This is a genomic window from Piscicoccus intestinalis NBRC 104926 (assembly GCF_001515525.1).
GTDB lineage: Bacteria > Actinomycetota > Actinomycetes > Actinomycetales > Dermatophilaceae > Kineosphaera > Kineosphaera intestinalis.
In genome coordinates, this window is sequence record NZ_BCNQ01000024.1 from 1 (window position 1) to 15,496 (window position 15,496).

General features: G+C 73.2%; 15 protein-coding genes, 1 tRNA gene and 1 pseudogene. 11 read left to right on the plus strand and 6 right to left on the minus strand.

Annotated elements, in window-relative coordinates:
* On the plus strand, positions 1–595 hold a 595-nt coding region (locus tag PINTE_RS06260), incomplete at its 5' end, for an SAF domain-containing protein (RefSeq protein ID WP_068427604.1).
* Between the two features lie 266 nt (positions 596–861).
* Positions 862–1,269: a large conductance mechanosensitive channel protein MscL gene (mscL, locus tag PINTE_RS06265; protein WP_068427606.1), complete on the plus strand. Its 408-nt coding sequence runs from the start codon at positions 862–864 to the stop codon at positions 1,267–1,269.
* Positions 1,270–1,382: 113 nt separating this feature from the next.
* Here mscL and PINTE_RS06270 read toward each other — a convergent pair whose 3' ends face one another.
* The 3 genes from PINTE_RS06270 to PINTE_RS06280 all read right to left on the minus strand — a co-directional run bounded on the left by PINTE_RS06270 (position 1,383) and on the right by PINTE_RS06280 (position 7,543).
* A complete protein-coding gene (locus PINTE_RS06270) occupies positions 1,383–1,676 on the minus strand; it encodes a hypothetical protein (protein ID WP_068427608.1) in 294 nt (97 codons plus the stop codon).
* The gene (locus PINTE_RS06275) at positions 1,673–6,088 is read right to left on the minus strand and encodes a PDDEXK-like endonuclease domain-containing protein (protein WP_157087108.1); all 4,416 of its coding nucleotides are present in this window, start codon (positions 6,086–6,088) and stop codon (positions 1,673–1,675) included. The genes PINTE_RS06270 and PINTE_RS06275 overlap by 4 nt, the downstream gene beginning before the upstream one ends.
* Before the next feature lie 69 nt (positions 6,089–6,157).
* Positions 6,158–7,543, minus strand: a complete 1,386-nt coding sequence (locus PINTE_RS06280) for a phosphodiester glycosidase family protein (protein ID WP_169798471.1) — start codon at positions 7,541–7,543, stop codon at positions 6,158–6,160.
* Positions 7,544–7,931: 388 nt separating this feature from the next.
* Between PINTE_RS06280 and PINTE_RS06285 the strand changes: the two genes are divergently transcribed.
* From PINTE_RS06285 to PINTE_RS06300, 5 genes are all read left to right on the plus strand, one after another.
* Positions 7,932–9,095: a MinD/ParA family ATP-binding protein gene (locus PINTE_RS06285; RefSeq protein WP_245642827.1), complete on the plus strand. Its 1,164-nt coding sequence runs from the start codon at positions 7,932–7,934 to the stop codon at positions 9,093–9,095.
* A gap of 89 nt (positions 9,096–9,184) precedes the next feature.
* Positions 9,185–9,257 (plus strand) — tRNA-Arg (locus PINTE_RS06290).
* Between the two features lie 123 nt (positions 9,258–9,380).
* Positions 9,381–9,623 (plus strand): FitA-like ribbon-helix-helix domain-containing protein, encoded by a 243-nt coding sequence (locus PINTE_RS24995; protein WP_373280142.1) that lies wholly within the window; start codon positions 9,381–9,383, stop codon positions 9,621–9,623.
* A gap of 162 nt (positions 9,624–9,785) precedes the next feature.
* Positions 9,786–10,070, plus strand: coding sequence for a PIN domain-containing protein (locus tag PINTE_RS06295; protein WP_068427611.1), 285 nt, complete (start codon positions 9,786–9,788; stop codon positions 10,068–10,070).
* A 258-nt stretch (positions 10,071–10,328) separates the two neighbouring features.
* On the plus strand, positions 10,329–11,309 hold the full coding sequence (locus tag PINTE_RS06300; RefSeq protein WP_169798472.1) for a CE1 family esterase: 981 nt from the start codon (positions 10,329–10,331) through the stop codon (positions 11,307–11,309).
* A gap of 18 nt (positions 11,310–11,327) precedes the next feature.
* On the opposite strand, the gene PINTE_RS06305 is transcribed toward PINTE_RS06300, so the two are convergent.
* On the minus strand, positions 11,328–11,942 hold the full coding sequence (locus PINTE_RS06305) for a CPBP family intramembrane glutamic endopeptidase (protein WP_068427614.1): 615 nt from the start codon (positions 11,940–11,942) through the stop codon (positions 11,328–11,330).
* A 61-nt stretch (positions 11,943–12,003) separates the two neighbouring features.
* Between PINTE_RS06305 and PINTE_RS06310 the strand changes: the two genes are divergently transcribed.
* From PINTE_RS06310 to PINTE_RS06325, 4 genes are all read left to right on the plus strand, one after another.
* A complete protein-coding gene (locus PINTE_RS06310) occupies positions 12,004–12,666 on the plus strand; it encodes an MOSC domain-containing protein (protein ID WP_068427615.1) in 663 nt (220 codons plus the stop codon).
* 13 nt (positions 12,667–12,679) lie between these two features.
* Positions 12,680–13,036 (plus strand): TraR/DksA family transcriptional regulator, encoded by a 357-nt coding sequence (locus tag PINTE_RS06315; RefSeq protein ID WP_068427616.1) that lies wholly within the window; start codon positions 12,680–12,682, stop codon positions 13,034–13,036.
* A 116-nt stretch (positions 13,037–13,152) separates the two neighbouring features.
* Complete coding sequence (locus tag PINTE_RS06320; protein WP_068427619.1) at positions 13,153–13,800, plus strand: TenA family protein; 648 nt, start codon at positions 13,153–13,155, stop codon at positions 13,798–13,800.
* 59 nt (positions 13,801–13,859) lie between these two features.
* A complete protein-coding gene (locus PINTE_RS06325; RefSeq protein WP_157087109.1) occupies positions 13,860–14,603 on the plus strand; it encodes a hypothetical protein in 744 nt (247 codons plus the stop codon).
* A gap of 45 nt (positions 14,604–14,648) precedes the next feature.
* Here PINTE_RS06325 and PINTE_RS06330 read toward each other — a convergent pair whose 3' ends face one another.
* Entirely contained in the window at positions 14,649–14,831 is a 183-nt protein-coding gene (locus PINTE_RS06330) for a methionine/alanine import family NSS transporter small subunit (protein ID WP_068427622.1), read from the minus strand.
* Positions 14,828–15,496: pseudogene (locus PINTE_RS06335) on the minus strand (sodium-dependent transporter); the annotation flags it as partial. The gene PINTE_RS06330 and the pseudogene PINTE_RS06335, both read right to left, overlap by 4 nt.

A 15,496-nucleotide genomic window follows, 5' to 3' on the forward strand; every position in this document is an offset into this window, starting at 1 on the left:
GCGGGCGCAGGCCCGCCGGGTCATCGCCGCCCTGCTGCTCGGCGCCGCGGTGTGGGCAGGGATCACCGCCTTCGCGCCGTCGGAGCCCGAGCGGGAGCAGACTGTCACGCTGACCCGCGACCTGCCGGCCGGGCATCGCCTCGCCGCCGACGACCTGACCAGCGTGCCCGTCGAGCCGCGGCACGCACCCGCCTCCCGGCTCACCGACTCCGCCGGGGCCGTCGGACAGGTGCTGGCGCACTCGATGGAACGCGGCGAGGTACTCACCGCGGCGCGGCTGCGGCCCGCCCGCGAACTGACCGGGCTGACCCTCGACGAGCGCGCGCTGCACGTGCCCGTCTCCGACCGCGGGTCGCTCGCCCTCGTGCGCCCGGGTGACCGGGTCGACGTGGTGTCGTCCGCGACCGGTGAACTGGTGGGGGCCGGGCTGCTGGTGCTCTCGATCGACGCGGCGAGCGAGGAGGGCGACAGCGACGCGGCGGGCCTCGTGCTCGCGGTGCCGCCGGCCGACGTGGGCCGGATCGTGCCCGCCGCCGTCGGGTCGAACGCCGACGGGGTGCAGGTGGCCCTGCGCGCCGACCGCCCGCCTCCGTGAGCTGCGGACAGCGTCCGCACTGCTGAACACTGCTGAACACTGCTGAACACCGCTGAACACTGCAGAAATCATTCCACCCAGGCATGACCGCGCGGTGTTAATTCCGGCCGCGTGTTACCACACGATCGCGTGCCGAGGCACGAGATGCGCTTGAGCTCGTTTTACGAATCCCTATGCTCTCTGGGGGCGCCCCGGCGTCCGTCTGGCCCACCGTCGAGTCCGACAAAGCGCCTCATCATTTTTCGCATCTCAGAAAGGGACCTACATTGCTTCAGGGGTTCAAGGACTTCATCCTGCGCGGCAACGTCATCGAGCTGGCCGTCGCGGTCGTCGTCGGTAGCGCTTTCCAGGCCGTCGTCGACACGTTCGTCTCGGCGATCGTCACGCCGATCATCAACGCCGCCGGCAGCCCGGAGAGCTCTGGCCTGGGCTTCTCCCTGCGCAGCGACACCGCGGAGATGGCGCAGAACACGTTCATCAACTTCTCGACGATCATCAACGCGCTCATCGTCTTCATCATCACGGCGGCCGTTGTCTACTTCATCTTCGTGCTGCCGATGAACAAGCTCTCCGAGCGGCGCAAGAAGGGCGTCGAGCCGGAGCCGGAGGCGCCGTCCGAGGAGGTCATCCTGCTGCAGGAGATCCGCGACGAACTGCGCGGCCGCCGCGCCTGATTCTCGCCCCCGGGCGAGCGGCATCAGCCCCGCGCGACAGCGGGCCGCGAAAGCTCAGGCCGAACTCTCGACAGGAACGCCCGGTGCCGATCGGCGCCGGCGTTTCGTCGTATTCACTCCCAATGCGGCGGGCGCTGCGCCCGCAGCCACTCGTCCCGGGCCGATCGACCCGGCGCCTCCCCCCACCCGTCGTCGGTGTCGTCCGTCGTCTGCTCGAGCCCCGACACCGCGCCCGCGCCGACGCCACCCTGATTGCCAGCGCCTGTGCCACCGACGCCGTCTTTGCCACCGGCTCCGCCGTCCTTGCCAGCGTCCTCGCCGCCACCCTCGCCGAGTGCGCCGGATCGCTCACCGGTGGGTTCACTGACGACGCGCCGCCTCCCGACGCGCCGGATCGAGCCGGTCACGCCCGCTCGGCGGACACCTGACCCGCGGCCCCACCGGCCGCGCGGCCCTGCGCCCCACCCTTCGAGCGGCGCTTCGGGCGAGCGGCCTCCGAGGCCGTCTCGCCGGTCGAGGCACCGGTCGCGCCGGTCGAGGTGCTCGTCGCACCGGTCGCCTCCCCCGGCCGCTCCGGAGGCGGTTCGGGCGCCACGGCCTCCACCGCCACGCCGTCGAAGGTTCCGGCGGTCACGCCCCGCCCGGCGATGCCGCCGACCGTGGGTGCGCCTCGCCGGGCGCGTCCACGCGGCCGGGTCGACCAACTGCGGGCGTCGGCGGCGCGCACCGCGTCGAGCACGCGGGCGACGTCGCGGGCGGGGTCGGCGAACACGTCGGCGCTGCACACCCCGACGTACTCCCAGCCGAGGGTCCGCAACCGTCCGGGCCGCAGCAGCTCGCGCTCTCGGGTGTCGGCGGTCGCGGCGTACCGCGGCCCGTCGGACTCCACCGCGACGACGGCGTGCCCCGAGTGATGCGGGTCTTCGACGACGAGGTCGATCGGCTCGTGGCCCTCCCCGAAGCGCTCCCGCACGACGAGGCCCCCCTGCCGTAGCCGCACCGCGAATTCACCGAGCACCGGGTCGGATTCGGCGCGCGCCGGAGCCTGGTCGAGCACCCGGGCGGCAGTCGCGCCGCGCGCAGCGAGGCCCGAGGACCCCGGGGCGTCGGCAGGCTCCGCCGAGCCCGCCGAACCAGAGGTGTCCGGAACGTCCGGGGCGTCCGGGGCGTCCGACGGCGAGCGGCCGGGGGCGTCGGCGCGGAAGTCGACGCGCGTCTCGGCGCGCTCGTGCAGCTCGGGCCGACCCTCGCGGGCGCAGTGCTCGAGCAGCTCGCGCAGCAGGGTCGCGCCGTGCGAGCGCAGTCGCCCGTCGAGTTCGTCGGGGGTGAGGCTGGAGACCACGGTCAGCCGCCGCCGGGCGGTGGTCAACGCGACCGCGAGCGCACGGGGGCCGTCGTCGCGGGAAAGCACCCCGAGGGGGTCCTGGCCGTGGGCGTCGACGGGGTCGACCCCGACGCTGAGATAGAGCGCGTCGCGGGAGTGGCACTGCAGTTCGTCGACCGGCACGACGATCACCGGTTCGGGGCGCGACTCGTCGAAGAAGTCGACGACGTCGGGGTCGCGTTCGCTGTCGAGCCGCTGCCGCAGCCGCTCCAGCAGGCGGTCGGCGTGATCGCGTCCGAGGGCGGCGACGGCCACGGTCTCCGTCGGGCGCATGACAGCGTGCTGCACGACGAGGTCGACGACGCGGTCGGCCTCCACCTCGCGCAGGTCCGGGAGCAGGTCGTCGGCGGAGCGTTGCCCGGCGGGCGGGGTCGCGTCGGTGCCGTCGTCGCCGGGGTCGACGAGCACGAGCCGCACGGCCTGGGTGCCGGCCGAACCGGCTCCGGGGAGGGCCTGCAGCCGCCCGCCGTAGAAGTGTTCGTCGGCGAAGCCCACGAGCCGCTCGTCGTAGCTGCGGTAGTGCGTGCGCAGCGAGTGCCGCTCGAGCTCGCGCCCGAGGATCTCCAGCAGCGACGGGCCGCTGGCGGCGGCGGCGCGGGCGCCCGGCCGGGGCACGCTCGTCGTGAACGGTCGCGGAGCGAGCTGACGGGAGTCACCGACGAGCAGCACCTGGCGGGCGCGGGCGAACGCGGAGACCACGTGCGCGGGGTCGAGCCGGCCGGCGTCCTCGACGATGACGACGTCGAAGAACTGGCGCGGCGGCAGCGTCGAGGCGACGACCAGCGGGCTGAGCAGCCACGCGGGCCGGGCGGCGAGCACGAGTTCGGGTGCGGCCTGCACGAGCCGGTCCACCGACAGATGCCCGCCCAGCCGGGCCGCCTCCGAGTGCACGAGCCGTAGTTGGTCGCGGTGCGCCCCGGCGAGTTCGCGCACGGCCGTGCTGTGCCGGGCGAGCACGATGTCGGCGTTGCTGCGGCGGACGGCCGCCTCGAGCGTGGCGTAGTCGCCCACGTCGCGTCGCAGCTGCTCGGCGTCGTGCCCGCCGACCTGGTCGTCCGTGCGCGCGATCTCGTCGAGAACCGAGCGCCACCACACGAATTCCATTTCGGCGGAGGTGAATTCCGGCCCGACACGGCGGTGGGCGAGGTCGTCCGCGAGCGGCGTGAGACCGAGGGAATCGATCTCGTCGAGCAGCGGCACAACGAGCGGGAGCACCTCCAGCCGGTCGGCGCGACCCGCGAGCCGGGCGGTGCGGGCACGCAGCTCGTCGAGCGGGGTGGCGAGCAGGTCGCCGCCGTCGGGGGTCGTCGCGAGACGCTCGGCGAGCCAGGCGAGGTCGGCGTCGAGGGCGTCCCACCGGGTCCGGGCTTCGACGAGGCCGCGAGGCACGCGCGGGGTGCTCGCCCCGCCCGAGACTCGCCGCCAGGTGACGGACTGCTCGTGCGCGCGGGCCAGCGCCTTGTGCAGGTCCTGCACGCCGGCCCCGTCGCGCACGAAGTCACGGGTGCGCCGGCGCAGCATCATCCGCGACCACCACGACTGGCGCAGGTCGTGGTCGCGGCGGTAGTCGGCGTCGCTGGTCGCGCCGAGATAGGGCACGAGGTCGACGGTGAACACCTCGGGGTGGAACGACTCGAGGGTCTCGCGCACCCCCTCGAGGAGACCGATCGCGGTCGCCCAGTCGGCGGGCACGTGGGCGGCGGTCAGGCCGCAGGAGTGCAGCACGTCGTCGAGGGCCGCGCGGTCGGCGTCGAGGCGGCCGGAACTCAGCTCGCGGGTGGAGTCCAGCGCCCGGCGCCGGGACTGCTCGTCGGTGATCCGGGCTTGCGCCCACGGGTCCTTGCGGCGCTCCTCCGACCAGGCCCCGGCCGCGGCGGCGCGGGTCAGCAGGTCGGCGGCGTGGGCCGCGCCGGCGCGGTCGAGCCGAGCGAGCACGTCCGCGGAGAGCCGCACCCGCGAGGTCGGGGGCCGGCGCGGACGCGTGAGCCGGGCCAGCGCGGCGAGCCCCTCGAAGACCGTGACGCCCCACGGTTCACGCGTGGAGTGCATCGCGGCGCGGTGGGCGTCGAGGCGGTGGGCGCGCGAGCGCAGCCCGTCGTGCAGGTCGGAGACGTCGGGCTCGCGATGCGGGGCCGCGGTCACCGACTCGACGGTGTCGCGGACGGCGACGGCGACCTGCCCGCGGTCGAGCCCTCCCTCGCCGACGCGCACGCTGAGCTGGTCGAGGCCGATCTCGGTGAGCCGGTCGGTGAGGTCGGTCAGCGGCGCGGCCGGTTCGGAGACCACCAGCACCCGTTTGCCGTCGGCGAGCAGCGCGGCGACCGCGTTGGTGATCGTCTGCGTGCGGCCGGTGCCGGCCGGGGCGTCGAGGGCGACATCGCGCCCGGCGCGCACCGCAGCGACGACCGCGCGCTGGGCGGCGTCGGAGTCGAGCACGAGCAACTCGTCGGCCGGGTCGGTGCCGGAGCCGGAGCCGGAGGCACCGGCCGCGGGGCGCGGCCCGGGCACCGGTCGACCGAGCGCGTCCGAGGGCGTGGAGCGTTCGGCGTCGCGGGTGGCCTTGGCGAGGGTCGCGACGAGCGGCCCGGCGGCCAGATCGGAGCCGTGCGCGACGAGGTCGGCGACGAGGGGCAGCTTGGCGTAGGAGAACGGCGCGAGCAGCTTGCGGTCGGAGACCTTGAACCCGGGCACGCCGCGGCACACCCGGCTCAGTTCGCGGAAGACCGGCATCGGGTCGAACCGGCGGGCGGAGTGGGCCAGCGCCGCGACCGCCTCCGGGTCGATGTCGATGCCCTGCTCGGAGGCGAGGTAGTGCACGAGCACCGGGTTGATCTCGACGGCCGGCGACAGGTCGATGTCATAGTCGCGGTGGCTGGGGTCGGTCGGCGAGAGCGTGCACCCGCGCAGCAGCACGGGCGCGACGGGGGCGCGGCGGGCGCCGGCGACGGTCCAGGTGGCCATGCCGATCGCCATGAACCCGGCGGACAGCCCCCGTTCGGTGGCCAGTTCCTGCGTCTTGTGCCGGATCGCCTCGGCCCGGCGCCGCGCCTCGGCGAACGCGCTCGGCTCGCGCACGAGGTCGGACAGCCGCGTGGCGCGCCCGGCCATGAGCATCGAGACGCCGCCGGGGTGGGCGGTGGTGAGGTCGAGGGTGCCGCCGGGCACATCGTCGAACCACAGCAGCGTGTTGGGTCCGCCGGCGTCGACGAGACGCCGCTGCCAGCCGCGCAGGGCCGCGAGCACGTACTCGGGCGGCTTGTGCTGGCTGGCGGGGGCGGACGCCCGCGGCGCACCGGGACTACCCGGCGCTGCGGGCGCTGCGGGGGTTTCGGAGGCGGCGGGAGCGTCGGTCTGCGGGCCCTTCGCGGCGTCCGGCGTCGCCGTCGGGGTGCTCGCGGGCGGCTCGGGTCGGTCGCTGGAGGGGGTGGAACTCACCGCTGAATCGTAACGGCAGGCTCCGGCGCGCCCAATGGCCTGCGCACAACCGGCTGCCGCACGGCGTGCTCAGCGAACGAGGACGAGAGCATCGCCGACGGGCCGCTCGGAGGCTCCGGAGACACGGTTGACGACCGCGCCGTCGATCGTCAGGGTCGTGGAGCCGCCGCCGTCGAGGTTGACGGCGTCGACCAGGCCGAGGCCGCGGGCCACCTGGGCCGCCTCGACGAGCGTGGCGCCGACGCTGGAGACCGATCGCCCGTCGATCGTCACGAGCTGGATCGTGCCGTCGGCGGTGCGGCCGATGATCGAGCGCGGGTGGCGACCGAAGAGCGTGGCGCTGCCGGTGTTTCGCACGATGTCGCCGCCGCGCACGAGCCGGTACCGGCCGCTGAGCCCGAAGGTGTCCGAGCGCAGCCGCATCCGGTCTCCGTTGCCGTCGAGGACGTACTCGTCGAGGCGCACGCAGCCGTCGTCGGCCTCCCGCAGGAGCTGCGCCGCGCGCGCCCCGGTGCCCTGCACGGAGAACTGCGCCGAGCTGAGCTTCGTGCCGCGGGTGGGGCTGACGCGCACGAGGCAGCCGTCGGGCCCGTAGACGGCCTCCGCGCCGGGGCCGCTGGGGGTGGTCGCCGCGAATCGCGGTGAGAACCGGACGAGTTCGCCGGTGGCGGCGGCGCACGCGTCGGCGTCGCCGGACGCGCAGGGGGCGGGCACGCGGGGCACGCGGTTGACGCCGGCGAGGGTGCGGCCCTTGTCGGTGGCGGTGTTGCGCACGTACCCCTTCCACGTGAACCGGCCCATCCGCAGGCGGCCGCGGTCGGCGTCGATGAACACGTTCTGCTCGGCGGTGCTGCCGGTCTGCTCGCTCATCACGGTGCCGGCGGTGACGGTGAGGCCGACCGGGTCGCCGCGGAAGGTCGTCGGCCCCTGGTAGTTGAAGAAGCTGCCGTTCATCGCGACCTTCGCGCCGGCCCAGGCGGCGATCCGCGAGGTGGCCTCGGGGGCCATGAGCGTGTTTCCGAACGCCGTCTCCAGGGTGTGCCGGCTGCGGCGCGGGTCGATGGTGACGACGTTGATGCGCCAGGGGCCGCGGCTGGTGACGTTGATGCGGGAGGCGGTGGCGGTGCCCTCCCCGCGCGTGATGACGGTGTGGGTGACCCCCGCGGCGAGGGCGCGCGTGGTGCGGGACTCGGGCAGGTCGTCGTCGCCGAGCCGGAGCCAGTCTCGTTGCGCGGCAAGCGCGCTCGCCGTGCCCGCGGCGGCGGACGAGGCGGTGGTCGGGCCGCGGACGCCGGCCGCGGCCGAGGCTGCAGAGGCAGCCGGGGTGACGCTGAGGGCCGTCGGGATCGCCACAGCCGCGGCCACCGCGGCACGCGTCGGGCGTGCGCAGCGGGCAGGGGGCCGGCCGGGCACCCGGAACACTTTCACCCGGAACACCTTCGGAGGCAGCTTCATGACGTCCCTTCTCATCCGTGGGTGCGGCGGTGAAGCAGCAGGCGGATGGAGCGGCCGCACACTCGGCGCGCGCGTCTCCGGCGCCGAGACGGCACGCTAGCGGCCCCGGGCGCGCCACTCGCGGGACGACACCTGAACAAACGGGGCATCTCGGATGACACGACGGCGCGCCCGCATGGGGCGCGGCCAGCTGCCCGCCTTCACCTGCGCACGAATCTCTTTGCGGCGCACGGGAGAAACTGGGCATCGGCGACAAGTTACGAATTGGATGTTCGTCCGGTTCGCCTGGTGGACATCGTGTCGCCGTCGAGTTGACGCGCTGTGGCCGGACCGGGAATCTGTGGGGCACAGTACGCCCCACCCGCCCCTTCCGAGGGATTAACCGGCGATGGATGATCAAGAGCGCCAGCACAAGTCCGTGCGCAGCATTCCCTCCGAGGGGCCGATGGTGCGCCCGCGCCGCACGCGGCCGCGGATGGGCTGGCGGGCGCTGGCGTACACCGCCTCCGGGGGGTTGTGGAATCCGGGGCCGAGCGAGAAGGAACAGCGGCACCGCGACCGCGAGTCGCAGATCGCGACGCAGCTGCGGGGCAAGCACGTGACGGCGTTCTTCTGCCTCAAGGGCGGGGTGAGCAAGACGTCGACGACGGCGGCGACGTCGGTGGCACTGGCGGACCTGCGGCCGGATCCGGTGTTCGCGATCGACGCGAACCCCGACGCGGGCGACCTGGCCGAGCGGCTGGTGGGCCGGCAGCTGGCGGGGATCACGGCGCTGTCGCGCAATGTCGACCGGATCGACTCCCTGGAGGACCTGTCGCAGTTCACGGTGACGGCGGGTCGGCTCACGGTGCTGCCGGGCGAGCCGAACCCGGTGTTGGGCGACTCGCTGAGCTCGGACGACTTCGAGCGGATCCTCGCGGTCATCCAGCGCTACTACTCGTACGTGCAGGTCGACTGCGGCACGGGCGTGACGCACCCGCTGATGCGCGGGATCCTCAAGTACGCGACGACGGTGGTCGTGCCGGCGGCGTGGTCGGTGACCGGCGCACGGCGGGCGGCGGAGACGATCGACTGGCTCGAGGACAACGGTTTCGAGCACCTGGCCAAGACGAGCATCTGTGTGTTGACGGCCAAGGACATCGTCAGCCGCAGCGTCGACAAGGGCGCGGTGCTGGAGCACCTGGGCAAGGCGGCCGACCTCATCGTCGTGCCGGCCGACCCGCACATGGCCGACGGCGGCACGTTCGACTGGGAGCTGCTGCGCCCGCACACGCAGGAGGCGTTCCTCGACATCGCCGAGGCGATCACGCGCCGCTTCGACCGCCCGCACCACGAGATCGCCGCGGAGCCGGAGCCGATCCTCGGCGGCGCCCTCGCCGACGAGCGCGGCCCGCGCCCGGGGTCGGACCGGCAGCCGGCGAGCCAGGACGCCTACGCCCGCAGCGAGCGCACCCGCCGCGGCCCCGACCGCCACGCCGGAGCCGGTCAGGGCGGCTCCACCGCCGTGCCCGCCCCCTCCCCCGACTCCGACCGCTCCCGTCAGCAGGCCTGAACTTCAGGCGCCGATCGGGCCGTTGCTGTTCGACTGCGGGCCCGATCGGCGCCGCACCGGCCCGGGTTACCCTGGGCTCCAGGTCCCACGCCCTCGTAGCTCAGGGGATAGAGCACCGCTCTCCTAAAGCGGGTGTCGCAGGTTCGAATCCTGCCGGGGGCACACGCAAAGAGCCCCTTCCATGTCGCGGGCCCACGTCGCGAACGCAGGACGCGAAGACGATCATCGTGCCGTCCCGCCCTGCGCACTGCGGGCCGATCGCTAGCGCTAGCGCTAGCATTAGGCATGCCTGCGCTGCACATTCGCGATGTCCCACCCGCGACTGTGGCTAGCCTGCGCGAGCGCGCCCGGCGCGAGGGAGTCTCCATGCAGGCGGTCCTACGACGGATCCTCAACGAGGCTGCAGCCGAGTCATCGAGAAGAGATGTCGTGGAGCCGCTGCGGTTGCACACGGCCCACACCACGCAGTCGGAGCGCTCGACGTCGACCTGGTCTCGCGAGGAGATCTATGACGCCTCGGCCAGATGACCACGTGCTGGTCGACACCAACGTCTTGCTATCCGCGAGCGATTCGGGTCGGCCCACCCACGCCGCTGCCGTCGAGGTCCTTCAGGAGTGACCTGCACAGGGGATCACCCTGTACACGTGCGGTCAGATCCTGCGGGAGTATCTCGTTGTCGCACCAGACCGGTGCGAGTCAACGGCCTCGGGCTCGCCGCCGCCGACGCCCTGGCGAACGCGGACACACTTGCCGACCGTCTGCGTTTCCTCGAAGAGACGCGCCTCGCCTACGTGCGCTGTAGGCAATTGGTCGAGGAGACCGGGAGCGGCGGAAAGCAGATTCAGGACGCGAACATCGCGGCCACCGGGTTGACCTACGGCATCGACGCCGTGGTCACCTTCAATACCAGCGACTTCGAAGGGTTTCCTGAACTGCGCGTCCTCTCCCCCGAGTACGAGCCGCGTGAGACCTAGCTGACCACCGACACTGGGCCACAGGACCGCATAGGGGTTTGTGTGGTGACCACTCACGAGAGGTCACGTTAGTCTCGTCTTGCAACACCGCAGGTCAGCGGGCTGACGGTCATGGCCGGTGCAGGGATTGACCACTCGAGGGCCGTCGAGTGGTCACCGCACGTAATGGCGTGTGGACCGACGACCGGAACCACGCCGTATGCCTGCGCCCCCGGCCCCGCGTTTCGACACGGAGGGCCCATCGGGAGAGGCTGGGGTATGGCACGCATGCAGGCCGACCGCCCCAGGCCACGGCGAGTGCTCGACCACGGCCGGACCACCCATCACGTGCGCCCGCGACGCCTCGCACTCCTCATCACGCTGCTCGCCACGATCCTGCTCGGTGCGTGCACATCACCGGCTCCCCCGACCGGCGCGCCGCAGCAGCCGGAGACGCGTACCGCGGCGACGTCCGAGCCGCCCGAGCCGCTGGAGCCGGGCAGCACCAGCCGCTCGGTCTCCGTCGACGGCATCGACCGCACCTACCGGGCCTACCGCCCGGAGAACCTCGCCGACCCGGCTCCGCTGATCCTCGCCTACCACGGCCGCGGGGGCGACGCCGCGGAGATGGAGGCCTCGACCGGCTGGGACGAGCAGGCCGACCGCACCGGCTCCGTCATCGTGTTCCCCAACGGCCTGGGCCGCAGCTTCAACGCCGGCGGCTGCTGCGGTCAGGCCGAGGGCGACGACATCGACGACGTCGCCGCCGCGCTGGCGATGATCGACGACGTCTCGGCCGCGATCCCGGTCGACCCCGACCGGGTCTACGCCACCGGCTTCTCCAACGGCGGGCACATGGTCTACCGGTTGGCCTGCGAGACCGACCGATTCGCGGCCATCGCACCCGTCTCCGGCGCCCGGCTCGGCTCCTGCGACGACCCGCACCAGACCTCGCTGCTGCACGTCCACGGGCTGCAAGACTCCAGCGTGCCGCCCGACGGCGAGTCCCGGCCCGGCGGCGTCGTCGTCCCCCCGCTGGAGGAGACGGTCGCGGACTGGCTGCGCGCGTTGACCTGTTCGACCCCCACCGAGTCGACGAGCGACGACGGCGACGTGCGGCGCTCCGACGCCGGCTGCGCGGACGGCCGAGCCGTCGACCTCATCACCCTCGAGACGTTCGGCCACGCCTGGCCCCGCTCCGGAGACGGTCTCGACGCCACCGAAGAGATCGCCCGGTTCTTCGCCGAGCACCACCGTTGACCGAGCGGCCGAACCCGGTCAGACGATGGAGACGAGCGCGAGCGCCCCGGCCAGCGTGTTGGCGCAGGCGTGCACCGCCCATCCCGGCACGAGCGAACCGCCGGCGAGCCGCTCGTTGAGCACCCCCAGGGCCGCCCCGACACCCCCGGTGACCAGGCCGATCACCAGCGCCGGGCCGAGACCCACCACCGCCAGGAAGGGCAGCAGGTGGATCAACCCGAAGAGCACCGCCTGCGTCGCGTTGCCGGCCCAGAAAGCCGCGCGGGCCGCGACCCGCTTGAGCACCAGGCCACGGAACAGGGTCTCCTCGCTGAAGGCCGTCTGCAGCAGCGCGTAGACCAGCACCGCGGGCAGCCCCACCCAGCCCCAGCCGTGGAACTGCGCGGTGGCCGTCTGCCCACTGAGGGACGGCACGAGCAGCGCCATCAAGGCGGTGAAACCGACGAGGGTGCCCAGCGACGCCGCCCACAGCCGACCCGCGTCGCCGCCGACCGGACGGTGCCACCCGAGCCATCGCAGAAACGGCTCCCGGCCGCGGGCCGTCACCAGCCACCACACGAACGCGATGAGCAGCGCCACCGCGGCCTGCACAACGGCCGAGATCACCAGGGACAGCAGAGCCGACGTGGTCACTGACCCATCCTCGCGCCAGGCAGCCGATCGTGCGGCGCTCTCGCGGCCTAAACTCCCCCGCGTGAGCGAGGCACGCATCCTGTCGACGAACACCGCCATCCCGCAGCCCGATCCCGCGGGCGCCGACCGCCGCTCGGGCATCACGAAGGTGCCGGCCGACCACCTCGACGTCTTCACCCCAGGCCCGAACTACGGAGACGGGTCGGGCGTCGAGGGCGATTTCGTCGGCGACTCCGAGCACCACGGGGGCGCGCAGAAGGCGGTGTACGCCTTCGCACGCGAGCAGCTCGACTACTGGGAGGCCGAACTCGGCCGCGCCCTGGGCCCGGGCGCCTTCGGGGAGAACCTCACGACCGTCGGCATCGACCTCGAACGGCTGCTCATCAACCAGCGCGTGCGACTCGGCTCCGCGCTGCTGGAGGTGTCGGTGCCGCGCACCCCGTGCCGCACGTTCGCGGCCCACGTCGGGGTGCCGCGCTGGACGAAGACCTTTGCCGCGCACGGGCGCTGCGGCGTCTACTTCCGGGTCGTGGAGCCCGGCGCGATCAGCGCCGGCGACACGCTCGAGTTGGAGGGGTCGCCCGGCCACGACGTCGACATGCTCACCGCGTTCGCCGCCGCGCTCGGCGACGACGCGGCCAGCGAGCGGGTGGTCGCCGCCGCCTGCCTGCCGCCGATGTACCACGAGCGGCACGTGCGGCGGCTCGCCAAGCGCGCGGGCTGACCCGGCCGCGCCGATGGACGATGCGGGCGCCCTGCTGGCGGCGCTGGAGGAGGCGCGCGCTCAGGCCCAGACGCGGGTCGAGACGTTCGCGGCCGTCGTCGAGGGACTGCGGGACGCCCGCGGCGACGCCGACACCGACGACGAACACGACCCGGAGGGCTCGACGCTCTCGTGGGACCGCGCCACCCACGCCGCGAGCCTGGAGGCGGCCCGCACCAGCCTCGCCGAGATCGACGCCGCCCTCGCCCGCGTGCGAGCCGGCTGGGACGGCGCCTGCGCCGGCTGCGGACGACCCATCCCCGCCGAACGACTCATCGCCCGCCCCGCCGCCGATCGCTGCGTGCGCTGCGCGGCGAGGCACCCGCGCTGAGCCATCCGCGCTGAGGCACCCGCGCTGAGCCACCCGCGCTGAGCCACCCGCGCTGAAGCATCCGCGCTGAGCCACCCGCGCTGAACCGGCCGCCGCCGCCCACTAGCGTGCTGCGCATGGCCACCTTCTCCGAACGACTCCGCGCCACCAACGCCGCCGGATGGGACGCCGCCGTCGGGCACCGGTTCGTCGACGAACTGCTCGCCGGCACGCTGGCCGACGACGTGCTGGCCCACTACCTCGTGCAGGACTACCAGTTCTGCGACGCGTTCACCGCGCTGCTCGGCCAGGGCTGCGCCTCCGCGCCCGACCTGGACTCCCGGCTCGTCTTCGCCCGCCAACTCGGCATGTTCGCCTCCGACGAGAACACCTACTTCGTCGACTCCTTCGACGCCCTCGGCGTGCCCGACCGCGATCGCAGCGAGCCGCGGCTCACCGACACGACCGCCGCCTTCGACGCGCTCATGCGCGAGGCCCTGCACAGCCGTTCCTACGCCCAGGTGCTCGCCGTGCTGCTCGTCGCCGAGTGGCTCTACCTCGACTGGGCCACGCGACCCGACGCCGGCGACTCCGGCCGGCCCGAACACGTCGGCTGGATCGATCTGCACCGCGGCCCCGCGTTCACCACGTGGGTCGACTGGCTGCGCGCCCAACTTGACGCCCACGAACCGACCGACGACGGCGAACGACGCGCCGTGGAGTCGGTCTTCGCCCGCGCCGTGCGCTGCGAACTCGCCTTCTTCGACGCCGCCTATCACGATTAAGGCGCGTACCCCCCGCGGCGATTCACCCGACCCCTGTGCGGTCGCGATGCGATTATCGAGTGTCCCTTCCGACCCACCTGTCTGGATTGCCCACGGCCACCGATCCCGCCGAGACCGTTCGCCAGCTCGTGCTGAGCGAGATCGACCCCACGCAGGGCGTGTGTCTCGTCGCGGCGACGCACCTCGTCGACGCCCCGCCCGCGACTCCCCCGACACCGGATGACGTGCTCGAACTCGTCGAGTCCGCGATGAACCACGGCGAGGCGCCCATCGGGCCCATCGAGTACGTGCAGGGCACGATCGAATACGGGCTGCGCAGCGAGGCGCCGGTGGCGACGAGCATCTCGATGGCCGGTGACGTGTGCGAACTCCACCTGGCCCTCGCCCTCGGCCCCGACGGCTGGATGGCCGTCGGGGGCTCGCGCTACGGGCACCTGCCGCACTGCGACCCGCCGCGCCCGCCCGCCTCGCTGCTGCTGCCGGATGTCGAGGCCACCCTGGCCGAGGCCGTGGTCTACACCCGCTGGCGCGCCCGGCAACTCGGCTACCACGGCCCCGTGCGCATCGAACTCGACGCCGTATACCCGGCTCCGCTGCTGCTGTGCGCCGTCGACCCCACCTCGGGCCGCACCACCGACGGCACGCCGCGAGACGGCATCCCCACCGTCGTGTTCGAGTACGACACCGACCTGTCCCGCGCGGACCTGTCGGCCCGCCTCTACGAGACAGACCGCCAGATCGCCGCGGCCTTCGGCGTCGACGAACCGCAGTGGTTCACCCCGGACGGGCACGACGGCAGCTGAGGCCGAAAGCCCGGGCGAGTCGCAGAGTCGAGGCAAACCCCCGCCTCAGGTGTCGCGGCGCAGCGGCTCCTCCCCGTGCCCGGGGTCGACGTAACCGTCGTCGGGGTCGTCGACCCACGGTCCGTCGGTGACGGTGGGCCGGGCCCGCAGGAACAGGATCGCGGCGACCAGCCCGCCCCAGACGATGCCGATCGCGATGATCATCATGACGATGGCCGAGACGTTCATCGGTGCTCTCCTTCGATCGGGGTGCCGGAGCCGGGCTCACCCGGGTCGACCGCGCCGCCGGGAGCCCGCTCGTCCGCCGGGCCGGTGCCCGCCCGGTGCCGGCCGACCCGGCTCCCGGCGGGTTCGGACTCCAGAGCCGGGTCGTACGGCGGCCAGGGCTCGTATCCCTGGTCGTCGCGGTGCGCGCGCCACGGCAACGCGGTGAGCACGAGGGCGGCGACGATGACGAACGCGATCGCGCCCCAGCCGAACGTGAGGACGTACCAGCTGGGCAGCTCTTCGTAGCCCTGGGTGATGAGCTCGATGACGCGCTGCACGAGCATGAACGTCAGCACGACCGGCACGAGGGCGCCGACGCACAGCGTCCACCAGCGGCCGACCCGGAAGGTCGACACGGCGTTGAGGTGGAAGCGCAACTCCTCGCCGCGGCGCAGCACCCAGATGAGCAGCACCGTGCTGACGACGGCGGAGCCGACGACGCCGACGTTGTTGGCCCACTGGTCGACGGTGTCGAGCGCGTGCAGGCCGCTGTTCGTGGAGAACAGCGCGATCGAGATGACGCCGCACACGAGCGAGACCGCGACGGCGCTCTGCCGCACCCCGAGGCCGAACTTGTCCTGCATCGCGCCGGAGACCACCTGCAGGATCGAGATGATCGACGTGAA